Source organism: Sphingobium cloacae (assembly GCF_002355855.1).
GTDB classification, from domain to species: Bacteria; Pseudomonadota; Alphaproteobacteria; order Sphingomonadales; family Sphingomonadaceae; genus Sphingobium; species Sphingobium cloacae.
The window spans coordinates 1,921,344-1,944,572 of the sequence record NZ_AP017655.1 but is presented as its reverse complement, the minus strand read 5'-3'; the positions used below and the strand labels follow the sequence as shown (position 1 = coordinate 1,944,572).

Here is a 23,229-nt window from a genome sequence, read left to right as displayed (position 1 = left end):
GGTATTTCCTACTTGTCTAGGAAAAATCCTTTCAGTATGGATGAAACATGATCGGTAATGGAGAAGATCCCCGGGACGTGCTGGATCGGCTGATCGCCGAGCGGGGGGAAAATTATGCCGATCTTTCGCGCCTGCTCAAACGCAACCCGGCCTATATCCAGCAGTTCATCAAGCGCGGGACGCCCCGCAAGCTGGATGAGGAGGATCGGCGCGTGCTCGCCCGCTACTTCGGCGTTCCGGAGGACGTGCTGGGCGGCCGTGTCCCGGCTGTATCGGGCGCGTCTTCGCGTTCGCGCTCCATTCCCGCCATCGTGGCGGTGCCGCGCCTGGCGCTGGGGGCGTCGGCGGGATCGGGAACGTTGGACGATGATGAACGGGCAGCGGGCGTCATGGCTTTCGACGCGAGCTGGCTGCGTCATATCGGCGTCCGTCCGCAGCGCGTTTCGATCATCCGCGTCGATGGCGAATCGATGGCCCCGACGCTCAGCGACGGCGATGAAATCATGGTGGACCATGATGACGGCGCGGAGCGGTTGCGCGACGGCGTTTATGTGCTGCGGCTCGACGGCGTGCTGATGGTGAAGCGGGTGGCGCTGGGGATGCGTCGAAACGCGATCAGCGTGCTCAGCGACAACGCCCATTATCCCGGCTGGATCGATATTGATCCGGCGCTGGTCGATATCGTCGGGCGCGTCGTGTGGACGGGGCGCAGGCTCGTCTGATCAGCGGGTCCGAAATCGCGACATGGACCCGAAGGATGATCGGAATGAATCGGTGATCCGCCAGCCGAGGGATGGAGGATGCGCAGCCTGCACCGGCGGCGGTTATATCACCCCGTGGATCGGCGCGGCGCGAACGGCGGAAGCCGGCCTTTTCATCAAGGCAGGCATGAACGCCCAACGCTGATCAGCAGCATTTCCCGCCATTCTTGCCGCCATAGCGCGCATCCTGCCGCTCGCGGAACAGTTGCGCTTCGCTCAATGGCGGGATGCCGGGATGATGCTCCCGCATATGGCGCAGATAGGCGTCATAATCGGGCGCGCCGACCATGGCTCGCGCAATCTGCCGCAGGCGGGTGAGGAAACCGCTCATTCCGCCGCCGCCATCGCTGCGGGAATTTCCGTCGCGGTCGGCCGATCGGCCCGCCGCGCCGCGATGCAGGTACGGATGGTGAAGAAGAGCAGCGACAGCACCACCGCCAGGAAAATCGCGCACAAGGCCGCATCGATCCGGTCGTTGAAGACGATCTTCTCCATTTCCGCCATGGACTTGGCGGGCGCCAGCACCTCGCCCCGCGCGGCGGCTCCGGAAAATTTCGCCGCATGGGCGAGGAAGCCGATGGCCGGATCGCCGGAAAACAGCTTCAGCCATCCCGCGCTCACCGTGCAGACCAGCAGCCACGCCGTCGGAGCCATCGTTACCCAGGCATAGCGGTCCCGCTTCATGCGGAACAGCACCGCCGTCCCCAGCATCAGCGCGATGGCGGCGAGCATCTGGTTGGAAATGCCGAACACGGGCCAGAGCGTGTTCACCCCGCCCAGCGGATCGGTCACCCCCTGGTGCAGGAAGAAACCCCATGCCGCCACGCACAATCCCGTGGCGACGATGCCGGGCAGGGGGCTGGACGTATCCTTGAAGCCCGGCGCCGCCAGCCCGATCAGGTCCTGCAACATGAAGCGGCCCGCGCGCGTACCCGCATCCACGGCGGTCAGGATGAACAGCGCCTCGAACAGGATCGCGAAATGATACCAGAAGGCCTTCATCGCCGGACCGCCCACGACATGGGAGAATATCTCCGCCATCGCCACGGCCAGCGTCGGCGCGCCCCCCGCGCGGGATATGATGCTGTGCTCGCCCACATCCTTCGCCGTCTGGAGGATCAGGCCCGGTTCGATCGGGAATCCCATGGCCGTCACCGCCGCCGCCGCGCTCGCCGCGTCCGTGCCGATGACGGCGGCGGGGCTGTTCATCGTGAAATAGATGCCCGGATCGAGGATCGACGCCCCCACCAGCGCCATGATCGCGACGAACGCCTCCATCAGCATGGCGCCATAGCCGATGATGGGCGCGTCGGCCTCGCTCGCGATCAGCTTGGGCGTGGTTCCGCTCGCGATCAGCGCGTGGAAGCCCGACACCGCCCCGCAGGCGATGGTGATGAAGAGGAAGGGGAACAGTCCGCCCGACCAGACCGGCCCGCCGCCGTTCACGAATGGCGTGACCGCGTGCATCCTGAGCGGCGGCGCCATGATGACGATGCCGATGGCGAGCGCCGCGATGGCCCCGATCTTGAGGAAGGTCGACAGATAGTCGCGCGGCGCGAGCAGCAGCCACACCGGCAGCACCGACGCCACCGCGCCATAGCTGATCAATATCCAGCACAATTGCACCGGCGTGAAGGTGAAGGCCGGGCCCCAGACCGGCGACTGGGCGATGGTCTGTCCATAGACGATCGCGGCCAGCAACCCGACCAGCCCCAGCAGCGACACTTCACCGATCCGCCCCGGCCTGATCCAGCGCGTATAGACGCCCATGAAGATGGCGAGCGGCACCGTCGCCGCCACGGTGAACATGCCCCACGGGCTTTCCGCCAGCGCCTTCACGACGATCAGCGCCAGCACCGCAAGGATGATGACCATGATCATGAAGGCGCCGAACAGCGCGATGGTCCCCGCGACCTGTCCCATTTCCATGCGGATCAGTTCGCCCAGCGACTTGCCGTCCCGCCGCATCGAGATGAACAGGACCATGAAGTCCTGCACCGCGCCCGCCAGCACCACGCCCGCGATGATCCACAGCGTTCCGGGCAGATAGCCCATCTGCGCCGCCAGCACCGGTCCCACCAGCGGTCCCGCGCCCGCAATGGCCGCGAAATGGTGGCCGAACAGCACCGTCCGGTCGGTCGCGACATAATCCATGCCGTCGGCGCGCCGGATCGCGGGCGTCGGCCGCGCCGGATCGAGCCGCATCACATGCCGCGCGATGTAGAGCGCATAATAGCGATAGGCGACGAGGAAGCTGCTGACCGCCGCCACCACGATCCAGAGCGCATTCACCGCCTCGCCCCGTGACACGGCCACCACGCTCAACGATACCGCGCCCATGATCGCGATCAATATCCAGGGAATGTGCCGCGCCATCGCTCTCTCTTGCTCGTCCGCTTCTTGGATTGGCCGCACAGTAAGGGCGCGTGATCGAAAGACAATCGTCTCTTGCACGCCATGGGCGAACCTTTTCGCGCGATGTTCCGTTGTTCCGTCGATCTTCTCTTGCATGGAGGACGGACAAATGCCGAAGAAGCGTAAATGGTCGCAGCAGGTGACGGAGGGGAGCGATGCCCTGGACCTCAGGCGCGATGTCTTCACCCTGCGCGATCCGCGCAGGATCGCGGCTTCCCTGAAACGCTCTGCGGAAGCCAGCCATCGCCGCAAGAGCGGGCCGTTCCGCTCGGCCATGTCGATGTTGACCTTCTACATCAACCGGGCCGGCAAGGAACTCGACACCCATCAGCGCCAGATACTGGAGCAGGCCAAGGACGAACTGCGCGCCGCTTTCGGAAGGCCCCGCAAGGCATAGGCGGAATGGAGTTACGGTTGTTTCCGGGCAGACTTTGCCGTTAAGCGAGACGTGCTCCTGCAAAGGCACTCGATCGAAACAAGTGGCTCGTGAAAGCCCGGTTCTGCCGTCCGATCCGGGCTCCTGCCCTCGCGGGAGCAAGGTGCATGTTAGAAGCACGCATGTCCGCTCCTCCCTACCGAAAACTTCTATCGCCCGCATTCGGATTGGAACATATCATGAACATATGTAACGCGAGTCGGATATGATGCAAACGCCCGCCAGCCCATGTCTGCGATACCGCCTGTTCTTTGCGCTCAAGCCGCCGCATGGCGTGGCGCGCCGGACCGATCATCTTGCGGCGGCGCTGGCTGAAGGCGTCCCTCGCATCCGGACGGAACATCAGCATATCACCCTTGCCATCACCGGCGATCACGCGGCCTATCCCCGAGAGGCGGCATGCCGATTGCTCCAGGCCGCCGAGACGATCATGGCCGCCCCCTTCCACCTCCGGCTCGATCGCTTGAGCTTTTCCACCCGATCCGCGGCGCTTCGGCCGTCCCGCGCCGTGCAGGGGCTGAACGCGCTGCAACGCGCCCTTGTCCGCGCGATTGAGGAGGCGGGCGTGATGCTTCGCACCGGCTGGCGCTTCAGCCCGCACCAGACGCTTTTCTACCGCGCCGGCCCTGTCGGGCATCGACCCGTGGAAGGCTTTGGCTGGTGCGTCGAGGATTTCGCGTTGATTTGCAGCCATGTGGGCCGCACCCGGCATGAAGAGCTGGGCCGATGGCCGCTCAAGGGCGGGGCGCAACTCAGCCTGTTCTGACGGCCGCGCTATCGCTTGCGAACGAATTCGGCGCGCAGCACCAGGCCCTTGATGCCGTCATAGCGGCAATCGATCTCCTGCGGATCGCCCGTCAGCCGGATCGCCTTGATAAGCGTCCCGCGCTTCAACGTCTGTCCCGCGCCCTTGACCGTCAGATCCTTGATGAGCGTCACCTGATCGCCGTCCGCCAGCAGATTGCCGACCGCGTCGCGCACTTCCACCGTATCGGCGTCCTGCCGCTTTGCCGCCGATTCCGCCGCGCTGATCCATTCGCCGCTGGCTTCGTCATAAACATACTCATCGTCGCTCATGCGATTTGTCCCTTATCCTTGCGTGACGCTTTCCAGCACCGCCGCGCGCAGTTCCGGCAAGCCCATGCCCTTTTCGCTGGACGTGGCGATGATATCGGGATGAGCAGCGGGGCGTTTGCGGATCGCCTGCGCCGTCTTGTCCATGACCTCGGCCAGATGACTGGCCTTCACCTTGTCCGCCTTGGTAAGGACGATGCGATAGCTGACCGCGGCGGCATCCAGCATGTCCAGCATGTCGCTATCGGCCTCCTTGATGCCATGGCGGCTGTCGATCAGCACCAGCGTCCGCTTGAGCTTGGCCCGCCCCCGCAGATAGTCGTTCACGAGGAAGCGCCATCGGCGCACCATATCCTTGGGCGCGCGCGCATAGCCATAGCCCGGCATGTCGACGAGGCGGAAGCGCAGCGGCTCCCCCACGTCGAAGAAGTTCAACTCCTGCGTCCGTCCCGGTGTATTGGACGTGCGCGCCAGCCCGTTGCGCCCGGTCAGCGCGTTCAGCAGCGACGACTTCCCGACATTGGACCGCCCCGCGAACGCCACCTCGTTCACCGCCATGTCGGGCAGGAATTTGAGGTCCGGCGCGGATTTGAGGAAGATGATCGGTCCGGCAAAGACCTTGCGCGCTTCCTCGATCAGATCGGCCCGATCCTGCCCGGTGCTGTCCTGTTCATTCACGCCGGGCAGCCTATTTCGCTTCCGCCGCGCTCAGCTGCGGGTGGCGCTTGTAGAGCCACCATTGCTGCGCCATCGACAGGCAGTTGTTGGTGATCCAGTAGACCAGCAGCCCCGCCGCGAACGGCGCCATGATGAACATCATGACCCAGGGCATGATCGCGAACACCTGCTGCTGCATCGGGTCCATCTGGGCCGGGTTCAGCTTGAACTGGAAATACATGCTGATGCCCAGCAGCAGCGCCAGCACGCCGATGCCCAGGAAAGCCGGGGGCGTGAACGGCAGCAGGCCGAAGAGGTTCAGGATATGCAGCGGATCGGGCGCGGAAAGATCCTTGATCCACAGCACGAAGGGCTGGTGCCGCATTTCGATGGTGAGCTGCAACACCTTGTAGAGCGCGAAGAAGATCGGGATCTGGATGAAGATCGGCAGGCACCCGGCCAGCGGATTGACCTTCTCCCGCTTGTAGAGCTCCATCATCTCCTGCTGGAGCTTCGGCTTGTCGTCCTTATACTTCTCCTGCAACGCCTTCATCTTCGGCTGCACGGCGCGCATCGCGGCCATGCTGGCGAACTGGCGCTGGGCGACCGGGAACATCAGCGCCCGGACCACGAAGGTCAGGCAGATGATCGCCACGCCGAAATTGCCGATATGCTCGAACAGCCAGTGGAGCAGCGCGAAGATCGGCTTTTCGAACCAGTAGAACCAGCCCCAGTCGATCGCCCGGTCGAACAAGGGAATGCCCGCGTCCTGATAGGCTTCCAGCGTCTTCACTTCCTTCGCGCCGACGAACAGGCGTGCGGTCTGGGTGATCGCCTTGCCCGGAGCTAGCATCACGGGATTGAGGCTGTAGTCCGCCTGATATTGCGTGCCGGCGCCCTTGCGGAACTGGCCCGCAAAGGCTTCCTTCTGGTCGGGGACCAGCGCGGACAGCCAATATTTGTCGGTGAAGCCCAGCCAGCCGCCGGTGGACTGGAAGCTCTGGGTCGAAGGGCCCTTGTCCAGATCCTTGTAATTGACGTCGTAATTGGCCGCGCCGTTGAACACGCCCATCGGCCCGATATGGATGGTCCAGGTATCGGGGTCCTTCGGGATGCCGGTGCGGTTGACATAGCCATAGCTCTTGACGCCGACCGCGCCTGCGCCGCTGTTCGACAGCTTCTGCTGCGCGGTGATCATGTAATTCTGATCGACCGAATAGCGGATCTCGAACGTCTGGCCCACGCCATTGTCCCAACGCAGCGTGACCGGGCTGGTCGGCGTCAGTTCCGTGCCTTGCGCCGTCCAGACCGTATTGTTGTCCGGCGTCTTCAGGCCTTCGCCCTGCCAGCCGAATCCGGCGAAGAAGGCGTCCTGCGTTCCGCTGGGCGAGAAAAGCCGGATGGCCGGCGAATCCTTGGCGATGGTTTCGCTGTAGGTCGGCAGCACGATGTCGTCGATGCGCGCGCCCTTGAGGTTGATGGAGCCGGTCAGCTTGGGCGTGCGGATAGGAATGCGCGGCCCTTCCTTCAGCACCAGCGCGCGGTCGCGGATCGCGCCCGGCGTATCCGCCGCGGGATCGGCGCCCGTCTGCGCGACGGGGGTTTCCTTGCCGCCTTCCACCCTGGTCGCGGGCGGATTGGCCGTCGGGAAGAAATGATTGGCGATATAGGGCCAGCCGAACAGGATCAGCGCGGTCAGGATGACCGCCAGCACGATGTTCTTCTTGTCGTCCACTTATCTCGGCTCCGCCGTAATCGTTATTCTGATGGGTCAGGGGACGGGGTCATAGCCCGATCCGCCCCATGGGTGGCACCGCATTAGCCGCTTCGCCGCCAGCCAGCTACCCTTGATCGGCCCATATTTGCCGATCGCCTGGATCGCATATTCGGAACAGGAAGGAGCATAGCGGCAGGAAGGCGGCAAAATCCGCGAAGGACCCAGCTGCCAGCCGCGCGCGATGAGGATGAGGATGCGGGCCATCATGGCGTTGCGCGTTCCCGCGCGGGCAGGCGCCCGGTTCCGCGTCCCCGCATCGTCGCGCCGTCCCGGCCGGGTTCTTGCCTGCTGCGTGGCGCTCCGTCTTCCGGATTGCCGGCCTTGGCTATTTTCCGCAGCGCCTTCTCCAGTTCCCGCCGCAATGCGGTGAAGTCGCGTTCCACGCCGTCCGAACGGCCGATCAACACATGGTCCGCGCCGGACACGCCATGCAGCGGCAGCATTTCCCGCGCCAGAACGCGAAAACGGCGCTTCATCCGGTTCCGGACGACAGCGCCGCCAATCTTCTTGGTCACCGTGATGCCATAGCGCATCGCCGGATCGCCGTCCCCTCGCTCACGCACCAGCAGGACGAAGCCCGGCATCGGCGCGCGCCGTCCGCGATTCGCCGCCAGGAAATCCGCGCGCCTGCCCATCACGGCAGGCGCAGGAACCGGCGCCGATTCGCGTGATGCCGGGTTCAGGCGCTCAGGCTCTTGCGGCCGCGGGCACGACGCGCGCGCAGCACGTTGCGGCCGCCGGGGGTCGCCATGCGGGCGCGGAAACCGTGACGGCGCTTCCGAACCAGATTGCTCGGCTGATAGGTGCGCTTCATCGTTCATTCCTCAAAAAAACAGATCAAGAATCGGGCGACAAAAAAGGGCCGCCGATGGGCGGCCGCATGTCAGGAGGGTGCCGATAGGCAAAAGGGGCGATGAAGTCAATGGAGGAAGGAGAGGCTTCCGCTCGTTCCGCGCCTGTTCATCGCCATGGCGGCTATGGGTGGGAAGCAGACCGGCTGCTTGGATTCCGCCGTGCTCCTGCGCAGGCAGGAGCCAGATCAGACGGCGGAACTGGGCTCCTGCCTGCGCAGGAGCACGGTGCACTTGACCAGACACCCACCCCGTTCGCCCTGAGCTTGTCGAGCCGAAGGCCGGCGAAGCCAACGGCTACTCTTCTTCCTTGAGCGCGGTGCCTTGGAAGGAAGAGCAGGGCTTCGACAAGCTCAGCCCGAACGGAGATTGGACGTCTGGAAATGGCCGAAACCGCCACGCAAACTCCAGCATCCTTATTTCCCCCGCGCCGCCGCGACCGCCTCCTTCAGCGCCTCATGCCCGACCGCGCCGTTCAGCACCTGCTTTCCGATCACGAAGGTCGGGGTGCCGCTGGCCTGCAATTTCTGCGCGAGCGCGATGTTGGAGGCGATTTCGGCATCATATTTCTTCGACGCGATGGCCGCTTCCGCATCGGCCTTGCCGATCCCCACCTTCGCGGCCGAAGCGATGATCGTGTCCCGCGTCACCCGTCCCGCATCGTAAAGCGCGCGGTGGAACGGCATATATTGCCCGCGCTCCGCCGCCAGCAGCGACACCTTGGCCGCAACGCTGCTTTCCTCCGACAGGATCGGCAGTTCGCGATAGACGATCTTCAGATTCCCGTCCTGGCTGACCAGCTTCGTCAGATCGGGCAGCGAAGCCCTACAATAGCCACAGGCATAATCGAAGAACTCGACGATGGTGACATCCCCCTTCGCCGCGCCTTCCCACGCACCCGCATAGGGCGTTTCCAGCGCGCCTCGGCTGGCCTCTATGATGCTCTCCATCCGCCTGGATTGCAGCTTTTCGATCGCCTGCGGGATGATTTCGGGATGTTCGAGGATATAGTCGCGCACGATCTGCTCGATCGCGGCTTTATCGCCCGTGCTCACGCTGCCCCCCGCCTGCATGGCGAGGGCGGTGCCGGTGGCGGCGGCGGCAAAGGCGAAGATGCCAAGGGTCATCTGCATGGTCCTGTTGGAAAGGGCCGCGCGAAAGCCCGGCCGGTTGGAGTCCGTCATTTTTTCTTCCGTTTCTGCTCCACCGCGGCGCGCGATGTCATCGCGATATCCTGCGCGCGCAGATAGTCAACCGTGCCGGGCTTCAACCCCTGCATGGCGGCATCCGCGCTGCGCACCGCCAGCCCGTCCTGCCCGGTCATCGAATAGCGTTCCGCCGTCGCCAGCGCCGCGCGCGGACTGTCCCCGCGCCGCTCGTAAACCACGCCCAGCTGATACCAGGCGAAGGGGTTTTCCTGATCCCGCGCCACGGCGTTGCGCAGCACCTGCTCGGCTTCCGCGAAGTTGGCATCGTCCTCCGTCGCGATCAGCGCGTGGCCCAGCAGCGTCGCGATCAGCGGCTGGTTGGTGAGCTTCACCGCTTCGCGCAATGGCGCAATGGCGTCTTTGGGCCTGCCGCTTTCCAGCAGGATCTGCCCCTTCAGTTCGAGGAAATAGGGATCGTGCGGCATGGCCGCCAACAGCGCATCCGCCTCCGCCAGCGCCTTTTGCGGATAGGCGCTTTTGTGCCAGGCATAGGCCCGCGCATAATGGGCCGGGATGGTCTGGTCGCTTTCGGGATATTTGATGAGCGTCTGATTGGGTTCGGACACGAAGCCGACCAGCTTCGCCTTGATCCTTTCGAACCGCGCTTCCAACTGCGGGTCGGGCGGTTTGTTCCAAGCCGGATCGACCGTATAGACTTCGCGCAGCACATTGATGCGCTCGCCCGACAGCGGATGGGTGCGGCCATAGCTGTCGTCCTGCGGGATGGCGAGACGATATTCGAGGTTCTGGAGCTTCTTGAAAAACTCCAGGCTGCCCTTGCCCGAAACGCCCGCCTTGCTGAGATAGCGTGCCCCCGCAAGGTCGGCGGAGCTTTCCTGCGCGCGGGAAAAGGCGAGGAACTTGCCCATCGCCGCCTGCTGCCCCGCGCCCATGATGCCCATGCCCGCCTCCGCGCCGCCCGCCGCCATGGCCGCCGCGCCGAGCACCAGGCTCAGGAGCGTGATGCCGGTCGCTTCCTTGATCCCTTCGGCCGATCGGATGATGTGGCCACCCTCGATATGGCCCAGTTCATGCGCGACCACGCCCTGCAACTGGTTCACATTGTCGGCCTGCGCGATGAGGCCGCTATGCACCCACACATATTGCCCGCCCGCGACGAAGGCATTGATTTCCGGGTCGTTGATGACGAAGACCTGCACATTGCGGGGCTCCATGCCCGCCGCCTTGACCAGCGGCGCGGACATGTCGGCCATGAAGGCTTCCGTCTCCGCGTCGCGCAGAATCTGCTGCGCCAGCGCGGGCCGCGCCAGCAACGCGAAGGCGGCCAGCAGCACGGCAAACGAGCGGAGGAACCGGCCCGTCATGATGCGTGACCGGGCGGGGGCGGGGGAAAAGGCATCGCCGCCACTGTGCCACGCCGCCGCTGAATACACAATGAAGACCCGCCGTGGACGAGGAGCGCGCAGTTGGATGAGGGGGTAGAGGCGAAGTGGCCACGCCCTTCTGGCACCGCATCCCCCTCGGGGCGAGGGATAAACCTATGTCCGCTCCCCACCCAAATCCGCCGCGCCATCCCTCCAACGGGAAAAGGGCGGCCCCATCGGGACCGCCCTTTCCTGTTCCTGTCCGAGAGGGAGGATCAGAAACGCATGCCGAGACCGGCGACGACCTGATGGCGCTCGACGTCGGCTTCATAGTTGGAATAGCGATACTCGCCCTTCAGGAAGAGCTGGCCGCCCAGCTTATATTCCAGGCCCGCGCCGACGCGCACGCCGTCGCCATTGTCGCCGCCCAGGCCGGTGGCTTCGATGCGGGCGTTGGTGTAGCCGGCCTTCACATAGGCTAGGGCCTGCTCGCCGATCAGGAAACCGGCGCGCGCGCCGATGTAGAGGTCGCGGGCCGCGTCGACTTCGCCGCCGACGAACTTGCGGCTGGCGGTGGAATCGGCGATTTCGCCCTCGATGCCCAGGACGGCGTTGCCCGCCTGGAAGTCATAGCCCAGACCCAGGCCATAGAGCAGGCCGTCGGGCTTGCCGATCGCGCCGTTGGTGTCGAGCGAGTCGTAGCCGGCCAGCACTTCCGCATGGGCGCCGGTGAAGGGAGCCGCTTCCTGGGCGGAAGCAGGCGCGGACACGGCAAATGCGGCAGCAGCAGCGGCTGCGAAAATCACAGTCTTCATAAAACCCTCTTGTCTTGGAGGCGGTCCTCATTGCCGGAATGGCAATATCCGCCATGTATTCATGGGATGGCGTTGCGTTTGTTCTTCTTCATCACCTTGTCGGAACTGCGGAAAGCAGTCCTTGCCCATTTCACGATCCACGGATGTTCGTCCGCGGTGCGGCGCATATGCGTTGCCCTGAATCGGGTTGCAACATCGCCATAAACATTATTCCAGATTGATGCTTTTGCGCAACAGTCTTTCCCTTCTGCCCTGACCGGCACGCAAAAAAGGGCGGCCCCGCGGGGGAGCCGCCCTTCCATGCAACGGGTTGCCGCTGTCAGAAGCGGAAACCGATACCGACGAGGCCCGCATTGCGGCCGCCGAAATCATCCTCATATTCGCTGCGCTGATATTCGGCCGAGATATAGGTGCGCGGGGTCACCGCATATTCCAGGCCGCCGCCGAAACGCACGCCTTCCAGCGACTGGTGCGCGCCCGCGAATTCGAAGCGGGTGTTGGCGTAGCCGACCTTGCCGAACGCCAGAACCCGCGGATTCACGGCATAGCCCAGGCGCAGCGAAGCCGCGAGGTCGCGGCTGGCATGGACGCCCGCGTCCTTGGTGGTGGAATCGCTGAACGACACTTCCGGGCCGACCGTGATGCGCGGCGCGATCGCGATGTCGTAACCGGCCGAAGCGCCATAGGTGAAGCCATCGCTGCCCTGGATATTGTCATAACCCAGGATCGCGCCGACGCGCGGCCCAGTAAAGGGAGCAGCGTCCTGAGCAAAGGCAGGAACGGCAACGGAGGCAGCAGCAATCGCCGCGAAAATCGCAGTCTTCATGATATTCCTCATATGTATTTTGACACCCTGAACCGGGATGAGCGCTATCTAGTTACTCAATCAGTTTTGAAAAGGGACTTATTGATATTTATTTTGATCCATACCCTCTTGAAAATTCGGGATGTCATTCCGTAGTCACTTCGAATACCGTCGCACTCATCGGCAACGGCATGGCGCTTATGCCTCCGCCAGATGGATGCCACATGAACGGATTCTGTCATCGCCGTCAGGATCGGCCATTTTGCCCCGACTGATGCATAATAGTAACAGTATAGCATTGCGCGACGTCCGGGGCGTCGGTGATCCCGGCACGGCCGAAAACGGACAAGCAGGCATTTGACGCCCGCGCCGCGACAGGGCAGGTTGGCGCGCATGAAAATATTCGATCGGGTACTCAAGCGGCTGGTTTCCCAGGGCCAGCTCACGGTGATTTATCATGACGGCTCCAGCGCCACGGTGGGAACGCCCGATCCGGCCTTCCCATCGGTGACGCTTAAATTCCTCGATGCGCGGGTGCCCATCGACATCATGAAGGACCCGCGGCTCGGCATGGCGGAAGCCTATATGGACGGGCGTGTCCTGATCGAGGGCGGCGGCATCATGGAGCTGATCTCCCTGATCCGCATGAACAACGCCTGGGAAAAGGGCAGGTCCATCAGCGCCAGGGGGCCGATCAAGCGCGGGTTCAACGCGCTGCGCCAGACGCTCTGGCGCGCCAACCATCGATCCCGCGCGAAAGCCAATGTGGCGCATCATTACGACCTGTCGGGCGCGCTTTACGCGCTCTTCCTCGACGAGGACCGGCAATATAGCTGCGCCTACTGGCCCGATGCGGACAACCATGCCGGCATCACGCTGGAACAGGCGCAGGAGGACAAGAAGGCGCATATCGCCGCCAAGCTGGCCCTGAAGCCGGGGATGAAGGTGCTGGACATCGGCTGCGGCTGGGGCGGCATGGCGCTTTACCTCCACCGCGCCTGCGGCGTGGACGTGACCGGCATCACCCTGTCGGAAGAGCAGCTCAAGGTCGCGCGCCAGCGGGCGCAGGAGGCGGGCGTCGCCGATCATGTCCGCTTCGAACTGATCGACTATCGCGACATGGCCGGACCGTTCGACCGCATCGTGTCGGTGGGCATGTTCGAACATGTGGGGACGGCGCATTACCGCACCTTCTTCAACAAGTGCCGCGACCTGCTGACGCCGGACGGGGTGATGCTGGTCCACACCATCGGCCGCGTGGACGGGCCGGGCATCACCGACGCCTTCACCCAGAAATATATCTTCCCCGGCGGCTATATCCCCGCCCTGTCGGAAATGGCGCGGGGCAGCGAAGGCACGCGCCTGATGGTGACCGACGTGGAGGTGCTGCGCATCCATTACGGGCTGACGCTGCGCGAATGGTACAAGCGGACGATGGCGCACAGGGACGAGATCGTCGCCCTCTATGACGAGCGCTTCTTCCGTCTGTGGACCTTCTATCTGGCGGGGGCCGCGACCGTGTTCGAGCATGGCAGCATGGTGAATTTCCAGATCCAGTATGTCCGCGACCGGCGCACCCTGCCGATCACCCGCGACTATATGGCGCAGGCGGAAGCGGCCCTGCGCGGACGCTGAAGGAGCCTGAACCGAAACTGACAGATGCGTTCCCGGACGGTTCAGTCGCCGTCGGCCATCCTCCGCCTGCAATGCCCGCCCGGTGCAGCGGCGGGACGGCTTTTGAGGAGAAGGCATCATGACCCTTTTGTGGAAAGGCGTGGCCGCGCTGGGGCTGGCGATCGCCGGGCTGAGCGCGACCGCAATGCCCGCCCAGGCGCGGGACCATGGCTATCGCGACGGCTGGCGCGGCGACCGCGATCATCGCTGGAACGACCGTCGGCATTGGCGCGAAGACCGCCGCCACTGGCGCGGCGACCGGCGCGACTGGCGGCGGCATGATGGGCGCCATTACCGTTCGCACTGGCGCGGCCATCGCCAGCGTTGCTGGAACGAATGGCGCTACGACTATTATCGGGACCGGCGCGTCCGCGTCCGCATCTGCCGCTGACCGGCGCGGGGAGGGGGACGCTTCTCCCTCGCGTTCCCCTCCTTCCACTTTCCCCGCCGCGCCGTGGTTGACGCGCGGCGGGGTGACGGGCTAGGCGCGCCGCACGGACCACAGGAATTTGGATATATGAGCGACACGCCCCCGGATCGTCTTTCGACCAACCCGCGCAGCCCCCATTTCGACATGGAGGTCCTGCAACGCGGCGTGGGCATCCGCTTCAAGGAGCGCGAGCGCAAGGATGTCGAGGAATATTGCATTTCCGAAGGCTGGATTCGCGTCGCGGCGGGCAAGACCCGCGACCGCCACGGCAATCCGCTGACGATCAAGCTGTCCGGCCCGGTCGAAGCCTGGTTCGAAAATCCCGCCGAGGACGCGCAGGCCGAATCCGGCGCATAGACCTCAGCGCAGCCGCGCTTCCTGCTTCACGTCGCTGATGATGTCATGCAGCGAGCGCGAGGCGACCGATGCATCGGCATATTCGAAGACGCGCGGATCGCTCTCCAGCCGGGGGCCGCGGGCGGGCTTGCGCTGGTCCCGCGCGTCCGCGAACACCGCCCGGCGCAGTGGCGCGTCGTCCGAAGCGGCCGCGCGGACCGCGACGCGCGCATCGTCCCATTGCGTCCGGCTGGCGAAGCGCATGCTGGCGCCCAGACCCGGATCGGGGGTGAAGGGATTGAGCTTCGCTTTCCCGCCATAGATGAAGCCGAAGGTCGGGTTGACCCGCGCGCCCATCCGGCCGGTCGGGCTGTGCCACACGCGCACCTCGCTCCAGTCCCCGGCGGGAGACACGTCCACCGCCATCACATCTTCCTCGATCGCGCCGGGGGCGGACCAGTTGGCATGGCGGATCAGGATGCGGCGGTCGCCCAATATCTCACTGACCACCGCGACATGGCCCAGCGTCATGGGGCCTGCCGGGCGAAAGGCCAGGACGGCGCCCTTGCGCGGTTCATGCCCGCGCTGATAACGGTTTTCCGCCTGGTCCCACCAGGTCAGCGCGTCGCCGTAGATCTGGACCCCGGACACGATCCGCGCATAGGGAACGCATTGCAGCGCCGTCGCGCCCAGCACGGGCGCGGCCATCGCGCCGGACAACAGCAGCGCCGCCGCCCAGCGAAACCATCGAAACATCTTGCGACCTCAAACAGAGAATCGCCCCACCGGGGACGATCCTAGGCCGCGACCTTTAGGAAGTGGTTAAACGCTCAATAGGCACCGCGCGCCGCGTCGGAACCGGCGGTGGCGCGGTCGGCCGACGCGAACTGCACCTGCGCCTCGTCGCGCGGCGCGTTGGCGTAGATGAAGCCGCGCGCCGGGTTGGAACGCGTGCCCAGCTTGCCGATCGGGCCGTACCAGACGCGCACGTCGGTCCAGTCATTGTTCGGCGACACGTCGATGGCGCGAACATTGCGCTCGATCCCGCCGCGATAGGACCAGTTGGCATGGGTCAGCAGCACTTCGCGGTCGCTGACGACCTTGCTCACCATCGCGACATGGCCGACGGGCATGGCGCGGCTGGCGGAAAAGGCGAGGACGGCGCCGACGCGCGGTTCATGCCCGCGGTCGTAACGGCCCTCGGCCTGGCCCCACCAGCTGTTCGCATTGCCGTAAAGATCGATGCCGGAAACCTGCCGGGCGAAGGGAACGCACTGGAGAACGCCGGCGGTGGCAGGGGTCACGGTCAGGGCGCCGAGCGCAAGCATCATTGCCGCGAAAAGCGCGCGAAAACCACCGATCATGCGTTGCAACCCCCGACTTCCCAAAGACGTTTCATCCCCGTGACGGCCTTAGGGCAGAGGCGGGACGGGTTGAAAAGCGCCGGGCGACGAATCGTTGCGCCCGCGCGTTAGCTGGCGGAACGAAAGACCTGTCCGGACGTGACCGTCAGGCGCGTCGCGGCCCCTATATTCTCAAAAAGCGCGCTTTCGGTGCCCGTCATCCATACCTGCGCGCCCATGCCGCGCAGCCGGTCGAACAGCGCGCCCCGCCGCGAGGGGTCGAGATGCGCCGCCACTTCGTCGAGCAGCAGCACCGGCGGCTGTCCCCGCTCCGCCGTCACCAGGGCGGCATGGGCAAGCAGGATGGAGAGCAGCAGCGCCTTCTGCTCCCCTGTCGAACAGAGCGCTGCGGCCTGTCCCTTGGCGACATGGGTGACGGCCAGATCCTGCCGGTGCGGTCCCGACAGGGTGCGCCCCGCCGCCGCGTCCCGCCTGCGTTCGCGGGCGAGGCGGGGGGCGAGCGGCTCGTCGCTCTCCGCTTTCTCCGATTCGAGCGCCAGCAGGGGCCGGGCGAAGGGCGCGTCGGGCTGGTCGGCCAGCACCGCGTTCAGGCGCGCCGTCAGATCGGCGCGCGCGGCGGCCAGCGCCGCGCCATGCTCCCCCATCTGCGTTTCCAGCGCGTCCAGCCAGAGCGGGTCGGCGCCGCGCAGGTCGCCCAGCAGCCGGTTGCGCGCCCGCATCGCCGCTTCATAGCGGGCGCTGTGCGCCGCATGGCCGGGATGAAGCGCCAGCGTCAGGCGGTCGAGAAAGCGCCGCCGCCCGCCGGGGCTGTCCATGAACAGCCGGTCCATGGCCGGGGTCAGCCACACGATCGCCAGATGATCGGCCAGCGCATTGGCGGAAGAAGCGACCCCGCCGATCCGCACCTGCCGCCGGTCGGGCGCGCCCGCCGCGACGCCGGTGCCCAGCATCACGCCGTCCACCTCCGCCGCGATGCCGAAGCCGCCCGCGCCGCCCTGCCGCGCCCCCTCCTGCCGCACCATGTCGCGCAGCGCCGCCCCGCGCAGGCCGCGTCCGGGCGCCAGCATCGACACGGCTTCCAATATGTTCGTCTTGCCCGCGCCATTTTCGCCGGTCAGCAGGATGAAGGCTTGATCGGGCACGATCAGCGCATCCGCATGATTGCGGAAATCGCTCAGGGTCAGTCGGCCGATCATCCGGCCGCTCTAGCGGGACGGGCGCGGTTTAGGAAGCGCGCTCGGCGCGGTGGTTCAGCTGCAACGCTTGCGCGTCACGGCCACGCCGTCATTCACCATGGTGAGTTCCTGCCCTTTGGCGGAGGGCTTCAGGATCAGGCTGCGGGTCCAGCTTTGTCCCTCGCCGGTGAAGGATGCGTCGATCTTCAGCCGTCCGTCCGCCTGCCGCTCGACGCCCGTCACCGTGCCGACGCTCTCCAGGAACACCAGCGTTTTGGGCGTGATGGACAGCCGCAGTTCGGCGCTCCTGTCCTGGCAATCCTCGCCGATGCCGGTCCAGCGGCCCTGCAAGGATGCCGGGATCAGCGAACCGCTTTCCTCCCCGCCTGGCGCGGTGTCATTGCCGGGCGGCGCGGCGGCGTTATTGGCCGGAAATTCCTCCACCGGCTCCTCGGGCGGAGTCGCATTTTCGATATTGGCGTTCATGCCCGATTGCCGGTCATGGCCGCCATCGCAGGCGAGAAGCAGAAGCGGGAGCCCCAGAGGCAGATAGAAACGCATCCGGAAGGAACCAGCGACGGGGCCAAGAGTTCCGCTGCCGGGCAGGCAGCGACGGGCCTTTCCATCCGACACGTTTCCCTCGCCGCTTGCGCGGCGCCGGGATCGCGGCCATCCTGCCCGCATCGCCAGACAAGGACAGTTGACCATGCCAAGCCATTCCCTCGCCCGGATCGCGGCCCTATCGCTCGCCGCGGCGGCAACCCTCTGCGCGCCCGGCGCGATGGCGGCGCTGGCCGTCGGCGCGAAGGCGCCCGACTTCACCACGCGCGGCGCGATGGCGGGCAAGACCTTCACGCTCACCCTGTCGCACCAGTTGAAGCGCGGGCCGGTCGTCCTCTATTTCTTCCCCAAGGCGTTCACCCCCGGCTGCTCCGCCGAAGCGCGCGAGTTCGCCGAGCATATCGAGGATTTCAAGAAGGCGGGCGCGACCGTCATCGGCATGTCCGCCGATCCGGTCGACGATCTGGTCGCCTTTTCCACCAAGGAATGCGCGGGCAAGTTCGCGGTGGCGTCGGCGGGGCCGGGCATCGTGCAGGGCTATGACGTGGCGCTCAAGATGCGGCCGGGGATGACCGACCGCACCTCCTATGTCATCGCGCCGTCGGGCCGCATCGCCTTCGTGCATAGCGAGTTGAACTATGCCGGCCATGTGAAAAGCACGCTGGCGGCGGTGAAGGCGATGACGGGCCGATAATCACGGGCCCGTCTTCACATAGCGGTCGAACCAGCCCAGCGTCGCGGTCCACGCCGCCTTCGCGGAGGCTTCGTGATAGCTGGGCCGATAGTCCGCCATGAAGCCATGGTCCGCGTCCGGATAGACGGTGATCTCGTCGGGCGGCGTCTTGCCCGCCTGCTGGAGCGCGGCGCGCATGGCGTCCACGTCCGCCAGCGGTATCCCCTTGTCGAGCGCGCCATATTGGCCCAGCACCGGGGCCTTGAGCTTCGCCGCCTCCTCGATCGGGCTGAGCGGCTGGAGCGCGGTCTTCTCGCGGGCGAGGCTGCCATAGAAGGCGACCCCGGCATCCAGCTCGGCGCTGTGCGCCGCATAGAGCCAGACGATCCGCCCGCCCCAGCAGAAGCCGGTGATGCCGCGCCGCGACCCGTCCCCGCCATGGCGGCCCGCCCAGCCATAGGCCGAATCGATGTCCGCCAGCACCTGTGCGTCGGGCGCTTTGGACACGATGGTGTCGATCAGCTTCTGGAAATCCGCGATCTTCGTCGCATCGCCGTGCCGCGCGAAAAGGTCGGGCGCGATGGCATGATAGCCCGCCCTGGCGAAGCGGCGGCACATGTCGCGAATCCATTCATGGACGCCGAAAATCTCGTGCACCACGCAGATGACGGGCGCGTCCTTCCCCGCTGCGGGGCGGGCGACGAAGGCGGGCATGGCGAAACCGTCATGGGCGGGAATCGTCACATTGTCCTCCGCCAGTCCTTCGGCGGAGGTCTGGATCGCGCTGCCCGACACGGGGCGGCAGGCGGCGGCGAACCCCGCCGCGAAGGCGCCGCCGACCAGCAGGCGGCGCCGGTCCAGCCCCGCCGATCCGATCCAGTTGCGGTTCTCCGGCAGGCGCTCGATCCGGTGATCGGGATGTTCGCTCATGACCTCGTCTCCTCCTTGCGCCGCCCGGATCGCAGAGTAGCGCGGATGCGCCGGGGCGCAACCATGGCCGGTCGGGGACTCGACGGCAAAGATCGCCGGAAATTTCACCGATAATCCGCGAATATTACCAATTGACGGAATTTCACGCGCCGATTTTGGCGTGACATCCCCGCCGAAACCCGGTTTCCCGGCCAGAACCGGCAATTGGCACGGCTCCTGCTATCCAGTGGGCACAAGGCCGGATGGTCCGGCCGCCACAAGCCAAGGGAGTCACCATCATGTCCATCGCCCGGTTCCAGAACATCGCCTTCGCCCTCGCCGGCGCTCTCCTGTTCGCCAGCGTCTTCGTCGGCGCGGCGGTCGGCCCGGTCGTATCGCTCGCCTGATCGCCGTTCCGCATGGACCATGACAGCATATTCAAGAAGGCCGGATTCATGAACGACAGCTTCACCCTGGACCGTGGCAACGGAAAGATCATGGGCGTGTGCGCGGGCCTTGCCAACCGCACCGGCATGGATGTCACGCTGATCCGCGTCGCCGCCGTGCTGCTGACGCTCTGCGTGCTGGGGCCGGTGGGCGTGGTCGCCTATCTGCTGGCGGGCTGGCTGGCCGAAGGCTGACCGGCGCGCGGGACGAATCTCCGCCCGCCGCCAGTAACGGACAAGAAAAAAGCCGCCCTTGGCAAATGCCCGGGGCGGCCTTTTTGAATCCCGACGCGGATCGGGAAGGATGAGAGCGCACAGATGGCGCTCAGGCGAAAAGCACCGAGTAGAAAGTGACCAGCTGGGCGCTGACCGCAACTACCAGCGCAACGCCGTGAAAAGCGGGACGCATATTATCTTCCTTCGAACATCTTGTGTTTTAAGGCCCTCCAGGGGCCGGTGGCGCGTCTATGGCTCTGTCACGGCCTTGTCACAATCGCAAAGCACGCCTTCGCAGTTGCAGCAAATGCAACAGCCTGTTGCGTGAGCGTCACAGGGCGGTCTTCAGGCGCCGAGGCGCTCTATCATCGCCATGGCCGCGGCCGGATTGCGTATCTTTGCGCCGCTGATGAAGAAGGCGAACACATCGCCCGCCTTCGCCCGGTCGCGCAGGACGCTTGTCCATCGTTCCAGATCCGCCGGGCCATATCCCGTCGCTTCCTCCTCCCGGCTCCGCATCAGCCGCAGATAGGAAAAGCCGACATCATGGCCGTGGATCGCCGGATATTCCGGATGGTCGGCCAGCACCACCGCCGCGCCCGCATCCCGCGCCAGCGTCAGAAAGGCCGGGTCGTCGAAGCTTTCATGCCGCACTTCCAGCGCGTGCCGCAGAGGCACGCCGTCGACCCGATCGGGCAGGAGCTTCAGGAAGGCGCCGAAATCATCGGCATCGAATTTTTTCGTCGGCATGAACTGCCAGAGGATCGGCCCCAGCCGGTCGCCCAGCTCCACCAATCCTTGATGGACGAACTTCGCGACCGATTCGCCCGCTTCGGCCAGCACGCGCCGGTTGGTGCAGAAACGCGACGCCTTGACGGCGAATCGGAAGCCGTCCGGCACCGCCCCGGCCCAATGGGCGAAGGTCGCGGGCTTTTGCGTGCTGTAATAGGTCGCGTTGATTTCCGTCGCGGTCAGATGCGCGCCGGCATAGGCCAGTTCGTCCTTCTGCCGCAGTCCTTCGGGATAGAAGGCGCCGCGCCATGGCTCGAAGGTCCAGCCGCCGATCCCGACCCTGATCCGTCCGCTCATGCCGCCTTCCCCATGCCCTACCGTCCGAACTTGCGCTGCGTCTTGCCGTAGCGCAGCTTGCGCGTGCCCGGCTTGCCCTCCGTGGCGCGGCCCCTGGGCGCGGCGACCTGCTCATCGGATGGCAGGCCCAGTTCCTCCGCCTCCAGCTTGCGGATCTCGTCGCGGATGCGGCCGGCTTCCTCGAACTCCAGATCGGCGGCGGCGGCGCGCATCTTCTTTTCCAGATCCTCGATATAGGCGCGCAGATTATGGCCGACGAGGTGCGGCCGGTCCTCCAGCCCGGTATCCACCGTGACCTGATCCTTGCTCGCCACATGGGCGATGATGTCGCCGATCTGGCGCTTGATCGTGGTCGGCGTGATGCCGTGCTCCAGATTATAGGCCGTCTGCTTTTCGCGGCGGCGCGACGTTTCGTTGAGCGCCCGCTCCATGCTGCCGGTGATCCGGTCGGCATAGAGGATGACGCGCCCGTCCACATTGCGCGCCGCGCGGCCGATGGTCTGGATCAGCGAGGTTTCGGAACGCAGGAAGCCTTCCTTGTCCGCGTCGAGGATCGCGACCAATCCGCATTCCGGAATGTCCAGTCCCTCGCGCAGCAGGTTGATGCCGACCAGCACGTCATAGACGCCCAGCCGCAGGTCGCGGATCAGTTCGATGCGTTCCAGCGTCTCCACATCGCTGTGCATGTAGCGGACCTTGATCCCCGCTTCATGCATGAACTCGGTCAGGTCTTCGGCCATGCGCTTGGTGAGGGTGGTGACAAGGGTGCGGTAGCCCTTCCTCGCCGTCTCGCGGGCTTCGTGGATCAGGTCGTCCACCTGGTCCTCCACCGGCTTGATCTCGACCGGCGGGTCGATGAGGCCGGTGGGGCGGATCACCTGTTCGCTGAACACGCCGCCGGTCCGCTCCATCTCCCACGGGCCGGGGGTGGCCGAGACGCTGACCGTCTGCGGCCGCATCGCGTCCCATTCGTTGAAGCGCAGGGGGCGGTTGTCGATGCAGCTGGGCAGGCGGAAGCCATATTCGGCCAGCGTGATCTTGCGCCGGTGGTCGCCCCGTGCCATCGCGCCGATCTGCGGCACGGTCTGGTGGCTTTCGTCCACGAACAGCAGGGCGTTTTCGGGGAGATATTCGAACAGCGTCGGCGGCGGTTCGCCCGGCAGGCGCCCCGTCAGGAAGCGGGAATAATTCTCGATCTCCGCGCAGGAGCCGGTGGCCGCGATCATCTCCAGGTCGAAGTTCGTGCGCTGCTCCAGCCGCTGCGCTTCCAGCAGCTTGCCCTCGCCCTGCAATTCCTTGAGCCGCTCGGCCAGTTCGTGCCGGATCGCCTCCATCGCCTGCTTGAGCGTCGGGCCGGGCGTGACGTGGTGCGAATTGGGAAAGACCTTCACATAGTCCAGCGATGCGATCTTCTTCCCCGTCAGCGGATCGAACTCGACGATCTCCTCGATCTCATTGCCGAAGAAGCTGACGCGCCACGCCGTATCCTCATAGTGCGAGGGGAAGATTTCCAGATTGTCGCCCTTCACCCGGAAATTGCCCCGCGCGAAGGCGGCGTCGTTGCGCTTGTACTGGAGCGCGACGAGCTTGCGGATGATCTCCCGCTGGTCCTCGATCCCGCCCTTCTTCATGGCGAAGGTCATGGCCGAATAGGTTTCGACCGAACCGATGCCGTAGAGGCACGACACGGACGCCACGATCAGCACGTCGTCCCGCTCCAGCAGCGCGCGGGTGGCGGAATGGCGCATCCGGTCGATGGCCTCGTTCACGCTCGACTCCTTCTCGATATAGGTGTCGGAGCGGGGGACATAGGCTTCGGGCTGGTAATAATCGTAATAGCTGACGAAATATTCGACCGCATTTTCCGGGAAGAAGCTCTTGAACTCCCCGTAAAGCTGCGCCGCGAGGATCTTGTTGGGGGCGAGCACCAGGGCGGGGCGCTGCAACGCCTCGATCACCTTGGCCATGGTGAAGGTCTTGCCGGAGCCGGTGACGCCCAGCAGCACCTGGTCCTTCTCCCCCTCCCGCGCGGTCGCCACCAGTTCGGCGATGGCGGTCGGCTGGTCGCCCGACGGTTCATAGTCGGACACCAGCCTGAAGGGCTTGCCGCCCTCCGTCTTTTCCGGGCGCGCGGGGCGGTGCGGGACGAAATCTTCGCCCGTCTCCGGCTCGGCGAGGGATGTGCGGATTTGAATTGTCATCGCCGCTTGATATGGTCCTCGGAAGGACGGG

Annotated in this window: 28 protein-coding genes; 8 read left to right on the top strand and 20 right to left on the bottom strand. The window is 65.3% G+C overall.

The window, feature by feature from the left end; translation table 11 throughout:
- Positions 1-47 precede the first annotated feature (47 nt).
- On the top strand, positions 48-722 hold the full coding sequence (locus SCLO_RS09600; protein ID WP_066515101.1) for a S24 family peptidase: 675 nt from the start codon (positions 48-50) through the stop codon (positions 720-722).
- 184 nt (positions 723-906) lie between these two features.
- On the opposite strand, the gene SCLO_RS09595 is transcribed toward SCLO_RS09600, so the two are convergent.
- Together SCLO_RS09595 and SCLO_RS09590 are read right to left on the bottom strand one after the other, a co-directional pair.
- Complete coding sequence (locus SCLO_RS09595) at positions 907-1,092, bottom strand: YbdD/YjiX family protein (protein WP_066515100.1); 186 nt, start codon at positions 1,090-1,092, stop codon at positions 907-909.
- The gene (locus SCLO_RS09590; RefSeq protein WP_066515098.1) at positions 1,089-3,137 is read right to left on the bottom strand and encodes a carbon starvation CstA family protein; all 2,049 of its coding nucleotides are present in this window, start codon (positions 3,135-3,137) and stop codon (positions 1,089-1,091) included. The genes SCLO_RS09595 and SCLO_RS09590 overlap by 4 nt, the downstream gene beginning before the upstream one ends.
- Before the next feature lie 148 nt (positions 3,138-3,285).
- Between SCLO_RS09590 and SCLO_RS09585 the strand changes: the two genes are divergently transcribed.
- Both SCLO_RS09585 and SCLO_RS09580 read left to right on the top strand, forming a co-directional pair.
- Complete coding sequence (locus tag SCLO_RS09585; RefSeq protein ID WP_066515097.1) at positions 3,286-3,573, top strand: DUF3175 domain-containing protein; 288 nt, start codon at positions 3,286-3,288, stop codon at positions 3,571-3,573.
- A 244-nt stretch (positions 3,574-3,817) separates the two neighbouring features.
- The gene (locus tag SCLO_RS09580) at positions 3,818-4,378 is read left to right on the top strand and encodes a 2'-5' RNA ligase family protein (protein ID WP_231923206.1); all 561 of its coding nucleotides are present in this window, start codon (positions 3,818-3,820) and stop codon (positions 4,376-4,378) included.
- A gap of 8 nt (positions 4,379-4,386) precedes the next feature.
- Here the strand turns inward: SCLO_RS09580 and SCLO_RS09575 are convergent, their stop codons facing one another.
- The 11 genes from SCLO_RS09575 to SCLO_RS09530 all read right to left on the bottom strand — a co-directional run bounded on the left by SCLO_RS09575 (position 4,387) and on the right by SCLO_RS09530 (position 12,145).
- Positions 4,387-4,689, bottom strand: coding sequence for an alkylphosphonate utilization protein (locus SCLO_RS09575; RefSeq protein ID WP_066515096.1), 303 nt, complete (start codon positions 4,687-4,689; stop codon positions 4,387-4,389).
- Positions 4,690-4,701: 12 nt separating this feature from the next.
- A complete protein-coding gene (gene yihA, locus SCLO_RS09570; RefSeq protein WP_066515087.1) occupies positions 4,702-5,364 on the bottom strand; it encodes a ribosome biogenesis GTP-binding protein YihA/YsxC in 663 nt (220 codons plus the stop codon).
- Positions 5,365-5,374: 10 nt separating this feature from the next.
- Positions 5,375-7,078, bottom strand: a complete 1,704-nt coding sequence (gene yidC, locus SCLO_RS09565; protein ID WP_066515084.1) for a membrane protein insertase YidC — start codon at positions 7,076-7,078, stop codon at positions 5,375-5,377.
- A gap of 36 nt (positions 7,079-7,114) precedes the next feature.
- On the bottom strand, positions 7,115-7,327 hold the full coding sequence (gene yidD, locus SCLO_RS09560; RefSeq protein ID WP_066515079.1) for a membrane protein insertion efficiency factor YidD: 213 nt from the start codon (positions 7,325-7,327) through the stop codon (positions 7,115-7,117).
- Positions 7,324-7,755: a ribonuclease P protein component gene (rnpA, locus tag SCLO_RS09555; RefSeq protein WP_066515077.1), complete on the bottom strand. Its 432-nt coding sequence runs from the start codon at positions 7,753-7,755 to the stop codon at positions 7,324-7,326. Before rnpA ends, yidD begins: the two co-directional genes overlap by 4 nt.
- Positions 7,756-7,799: 44 nt before the next feature.
- A complete protein-coding gene (gene rpmH / locus SCLO_RS09550; protein WP_007683189.1) occupies positions 7,800-7,934 on the bottom strand; it encodes a 50S ribosomal protein L34 in 135 nt (44 codons plus the stop codon).
- Positions 7,935-8,387: 453 nt separating this feature from the next.
- The gene (locus SCLO_RS09545) at positions 8,388-9,155 is read right to left on the bottom strand and encodes a DsbA family protein (RefSeq protein WP_066515075.1); all 768 of its coding nucleotides are present in this window, start codon (positions 9,153-9,155) and stop codon (positions 8,388-8,390) included.
- Positions 9,152-10,504 (bottom strand): M48 family metalloprotease, encoded by a 1,353-nt coding sequence (locus SCLO_RS09540; protein ID WP_066515072.1) that lies wholly within the window; start codon positions 10,502-10,504, stop codon positions 9,152-9,154. Before SCLO_RS09540 ends, SCLO_RS09545 begins: the two co-directional genes overlap by 4 nt.
- A gap of 275 nt (positions 10,505-10,779) precedes the next feature.
- Positions 10,780-11,319: an outer membrane protein gene (locus SCLO_RS09535; RefSeq protein WP_066515070.1), complete on the bottom strand. Its 540-nt coding sequence runs from the start codon at positions 11,317-11,319 to the stop codon at positions 10,780-10,782.
- A 59-nt stretch (positions 11,320-11,378) separates the two neighbouring features.
- On the bottom strand, positions 11,379-11,621 hold the full coding sequence (locus SCLO_RS23855) for a hypothetical protein (protein ID WP_123905469.1): 243 nt from the start codon (positions 11,619-11,621) through the stop codon (positions 11,379-11,381).
- Positions 11,622-11,638: 17 nt separating this feature from the next.
- On the bottom strand, positions 11,639-12,145 hold the full coding sequence (locus SCLO_RS09530) for an outer membrane protein (RefSeq protein ID WP_066515187.1): 507 nt from the start codon (positions 12,143-12,145) through the stop codon (positions 11,639-11,641).
- Between the two features lie 372 nt (positions 12,146-12,517).
- On the opposite strand from SCLO_RS09530, the gene SCLO_RS09525 reads away from it, so the two are divergent.
- The 3 genes from SCLO_RS09525 (at position 12,518) to SCLO_RS09515 (ending at position 14,585) form a co-directional block, all read left to right on the top strand.
- Positions 12,518-13,759, top strand: coding sequence for an SAM-dependent methyltransferase (locus SCLO_RS09525; protein WP_066515185.1), 1,242 nt, complete (start codon positions 12,518-12,520; stop codon positions 13,757-13,759).
- 118 nt (positions 13,760-13,877) lie between these two features.
- Positions 13,878-14,189 carry a hypothetical protein gene (locus tag SCLO_RS09520; protein ID WP_066515069.1) on the top strand — a complete coding sequence of 104 codons (312 nt, stop codon included), beginning with the start codon at positions 13,878-13,880 and terminating at the stop codon, positions 14,187-14,189.
- A gap of 126 nt (positions 14,190-14,315) precedes the next feature.
- Positions 14,316-14,585 (top strand): DUF3297 family protein, encoded by a 270-nt coding sequence (locus SCLO_RS09515; protein ID WP_066515066.1) that lies wholly within the window; start codon positions 14,316-14,318, stop codon positions 14,583-14,585.
- Positions 14,586-14,588: 3 nt separating this feature from the next.
- Here the strand turns inward: SCLO_RS09515 and SCLO_RS09510 are convergent, their stop codons facing one another.
- From SCLO_RS09510 to SCLO_RS09495, 4 genes are all read right to left on the bottom strand, one after another.
- Positions 14,589-15,320 carry a CHAP domain-containing protein gene (locus SCLO_RS09510; protein ID WP_066515063.1) on the bottom strand — a complete coding sequence of 244 codons (732 nt, stop codon included), beginning with the start codon at positions 15,318-15,320 and terminating at the stop codon, positions 14,589-14,591.
- A 74-nt stretch (positions 15,321-15,394) separates the two neighbouring features.
- Positions 15,395-15,928, bottom strand: coding sequence for a CHAP domain-containing protein (locus SCLO_RS09505; RefSeq protein WP_066515061.1), 534 nt, complete (start codon positions 15,926-15,928; stop codon positions 15,395-15,397).
- A gap of 107 nt (positions 15,929-16,035) precedes the next feature.
- A complete protein-coding gene (recF, locus tag SCLO_RS09500) occupies positions 16,036-17,124 on the bottom strand; it encodes a DNA replication/repair protein RecF (RefSeq protein WP_066515059.1) in 1,089 nt (362 codons plus the stop codon).
- A 54-nt stretch (positions 17,125-17,178) separates the two neighbouring features.
- Complete coding sequence (locus SCLO_RS09495) at positions 17,179-17,664, bottom strand: hypothetical protein (protein WP_066515057.1); 486 nt, start codon at positions 17,662-17,664, stop codon at positions 17,179-17,181.
- 145 nt (positions 17,665-17,809) lie between these two features.
- Here SCLO_RS09495 and SCLO_RS09490 point away from each other — a divergent pair, with 145 nt between their 5' ends.
- Positions 17,810-18,358 (top strand): peroxiredoxin, encoded by a 549-nt coding sequence (locus tag SCLO_RS09490; protein ID WP_066515054.1) that lies wholly within the window; start codon positions 17,810-17,812, stop codon positions 18,356-18,358.
- On the opposite strand, the gene SCLO_RS09485 is transcribed toward SCLO_RS09490, so the two are convergent.
- On the bottom strand, positions 18,359-19,267 hold the full coding sequence (locus SCLO_RS09485; RefSeq protein ID WP_066515052.1) for a dienelactone hydrolase family protein: 909 nt from the start codon (positions 19,265-19,267) through the stop codon (positions 18,359-18,361).
- Between the two features lie 434 nt (positions 19,268-19,701).
- Here SCLO_RS09485 and SCLO_RS09480 point away from each other — a divergent pair, with 434 nt between their 5' ends.
- Complete coding sequence (locus SCLO_RS09480) at positions 19,702-19,887, top strand: PspC domain-containing protein (RefSeq protein ID WP_066515182.1); 186 nt, start codon at positions 19,702-19,704, stop codon at positions 19,885-19,887.
- Positions 19,888-20,253: 366 nt separating this feature from the next.
- Here the strand turns inward: SCLO_RS09480 and SCLO_RS09475 are convergent, their stop codons facing one another.
- Positions 20,254-20,997, bottom strand: a complete 744-nt coding sequence (locus SCLO_RS09475) for a DUF72 domain-containing protein (protein ID WP_066515046.1) — start codon at positions 20,995-20,997, stop codon at positions 20,254-20,256.
- A 17-nt stretch (positions 20,998-21,014) separates the two neighbouring features.
- Positions 21,015-23,198: an excinuclease ABC subunit UvrB gene (gene uvrB / locus SCLO_RS09470; RefSeq protein ID WP_066515044.1), complete on the bottom strand. Its 2,184-nt coding sequence runs from the start codon at positions 23,196-23,198 to the stop codon at positions 21,015-21,017.
- Positions 23,199-23,229: the final 31 nt, after the last annotated feature.

What these genes read in the sequence shown, in the direction of transcription:
- SCLO_RS09600 (WP_066515101.1), top strand. Translation starts at nt 48, where the DNA reads ATGATCGGTAATGGAGAAGATCCCCGGGACGTGCTGGATCGGCTGATC.
- SCLO_RS09595 (WP_066515100.1), bottom strand. Translation starts at nt 1,092, where the DNA reads ATGAGCGGTTTCCTCACCCGCCTGCGGCAGATTGCGCGAGCCATGGTC.
- SCLO_RS09590 (WP_066515098.1), bottom strand. Translation starts at nt 3,137, where the DNA reads ATGGCGCGGCACATTCCCTGGATATTGATCGCGATCATGGGCGCGGTA.
- SCLO_RS09585 (WP_066515097.1), top strand. Translation starts at nt 3,286, where the DNA reads ATGCCGAAGAAGCGTAAATGGTCGCAGCAGGTGACGGAGGGGAGCGAT.
- SCLO_RS09580 (WP_231923206.1), top strand. Translation starts at nt 3,818, where the DNA reads ATGATGCAAACGCCCGCCAGCCCATGTCTGCGATACCGCCTGTTCTTT.
- SCLO_RS09575 (WP_066515096.1), bottom strand. Translation starts at nt 4,689, where the DNA reads ATGAGCGACGATGAGTATGTTTATGACGAAGCCAGCGGCGAATGGATC.
- yidD (WP_066515079.1), bottom strand. Translation starts at nt 7,327, where the DNA reads ATGATGGCCCGCATCCTCATCCTCATCGCGCGCGGCTGGCAGCTGGGT.
- rnpA (WP_066515077.1), bottom strand. Translation starts at nt 7,755, where the DNA reads ATGGGCAGGCGCGCGGATTTCCTGGCGGCGAATCGCGGACGGCGCGCG.
- rpmH (WP_007683189.1), bottom strand. Translation starts at nt 7,934, where the DNA reads ATGAAGCGCACCTATCAGCCGAGCAATCTGGTTCGGAAGCGCCGTCAC.
- SCLO_RS09545 (WP_066515075.1), bottom strand. Translation starts at nt 9,155, where the DNA reads ATGACGGACTCCAACCGGCCGGGCTTTCGCGCGGCCCTTTCCAACAGG.
- SCLO_RS09540 (WP_066515072.1), bottom strand. Translation starts at nt 10,504, where the DNA reads ATGACGGGCCGGTTCCTCCGCTCGTTTGCCGTGCTGCTGGCCGCCTTC.
- SCLO_RS09535 (WP_066515070.1), bottom strand. Translation starts at nt 11,319, where the DNA reads ATGAAGACTGTGATTTTCGCAGCCGCTGCTGCTGCCGCATTTGCCGTG.
- SCLO_RS23855 (WP_123905469.1), bottom strand. Translation starts at nt 11,621, where the DNA reads ATGGAAGGGCGGCTCCCCCGCGGGGCCGCCCTTTTTTGCGTGCCGGTC.
- SCLO_RS09530 (WP_066515187.1), bottom strand. Translation starts at nt 12,145, where the DNA reads ATGAAGACTGCGATTTTCGCGGCGATTGCTGCTGCCTCCGTTGCCGTT.
- SCLO_RS09525 (WP_066515185.1), top strand. Translation starts at nt 12,518, where the DNA reads ATGAAAATATTCGATCGGGTACTCAAGCGGCTGGTTTCCCAGGGCCAG.
- SCLO_RS09520 (WP_066515069.1), top strand. Translation starts at nt 13,878, where the DNA reads ATGACCCTTTTGTGGAAAGGCGTGGCCGCGCTGGGGCTGGCGATCGCC.
- SCLO_RS09515 (WP_066515066.1), top strand. Translation starts at nt 14,316, where the DNA reads ATGAGCGACACGCCCCCGGATCGTCTTTCGACCAACCCGCGCAGCCCC.
- SCLO_RS09510 (WP_066515063.1), bottom strand. Translation starts at nt 15,320, where the DNA reads ATGTTTCGATGGTTTCGCTGGGCGGCGGCGCTGCTGTTGTCCGGCGCG.
- SCLO_RS09505 (WP_066515061.1), bottom strand. Translation starts at nt 15,928, where the DNA reads ATGATCGGTGGTTTTCGCGCGCTTTTCGCGGCAATGATGCTTGCGCTC.
- recF (WP_066515059.1), bottom strand. Translation starts at nt 17,124, where the DNA reads ATGATCGGCCGACTGACCCTGAGCGATTTCCGCAATCATGCGGATGCG.
- SCLO_RS09495 (WP_066515057.1), bottom strand. Translation starts at nt 17,664, where the DNA reads ATGCGTTTCTATCTGCCTCTGGGGCTCCCGCTTCTGCTTCTCGCCTGC.
- SCLO_RS09490 (WP_066515054.1), top strand. Translation starts at nt 17,810, where the DNA reads ATGCCAAGCCATTCCCTCGCCCGGATCGCGGCCCTATCGCTCGCCGCG.
- SCLO_RS09485 (WP_066515052.1), bottom strand. Translation starts at nt 19,267, where the DNA reads ATGAGCGAACATCCCGATCACCGGATCGAGCGCCTGCCGGAGAACCGC.
- SCLO_RS09480 (WP_066515182.1), top strand. Translation starts at nt 19,702, where the DNA reads ATGAACGACAGCTTCACCCTGGACCGTGGCAACGGAAAGATCATGGGC.
- SCLO_RS09475 (WP_066515046.1), bottom strand. Translation starts at nt 20,997, where the DNA reads ATGAGCGGACGGATCAGGGTCGGGATCGGCGGCTGGACCTTCGAGCCA.
- uvrB (WP_066515044.1), bottom strand. Translation starts at nt 23,198, where the DNA reads ATGACAATTCAAATCCGCACATCCCTCGCCGAGCCGGAGACGGGCGAA.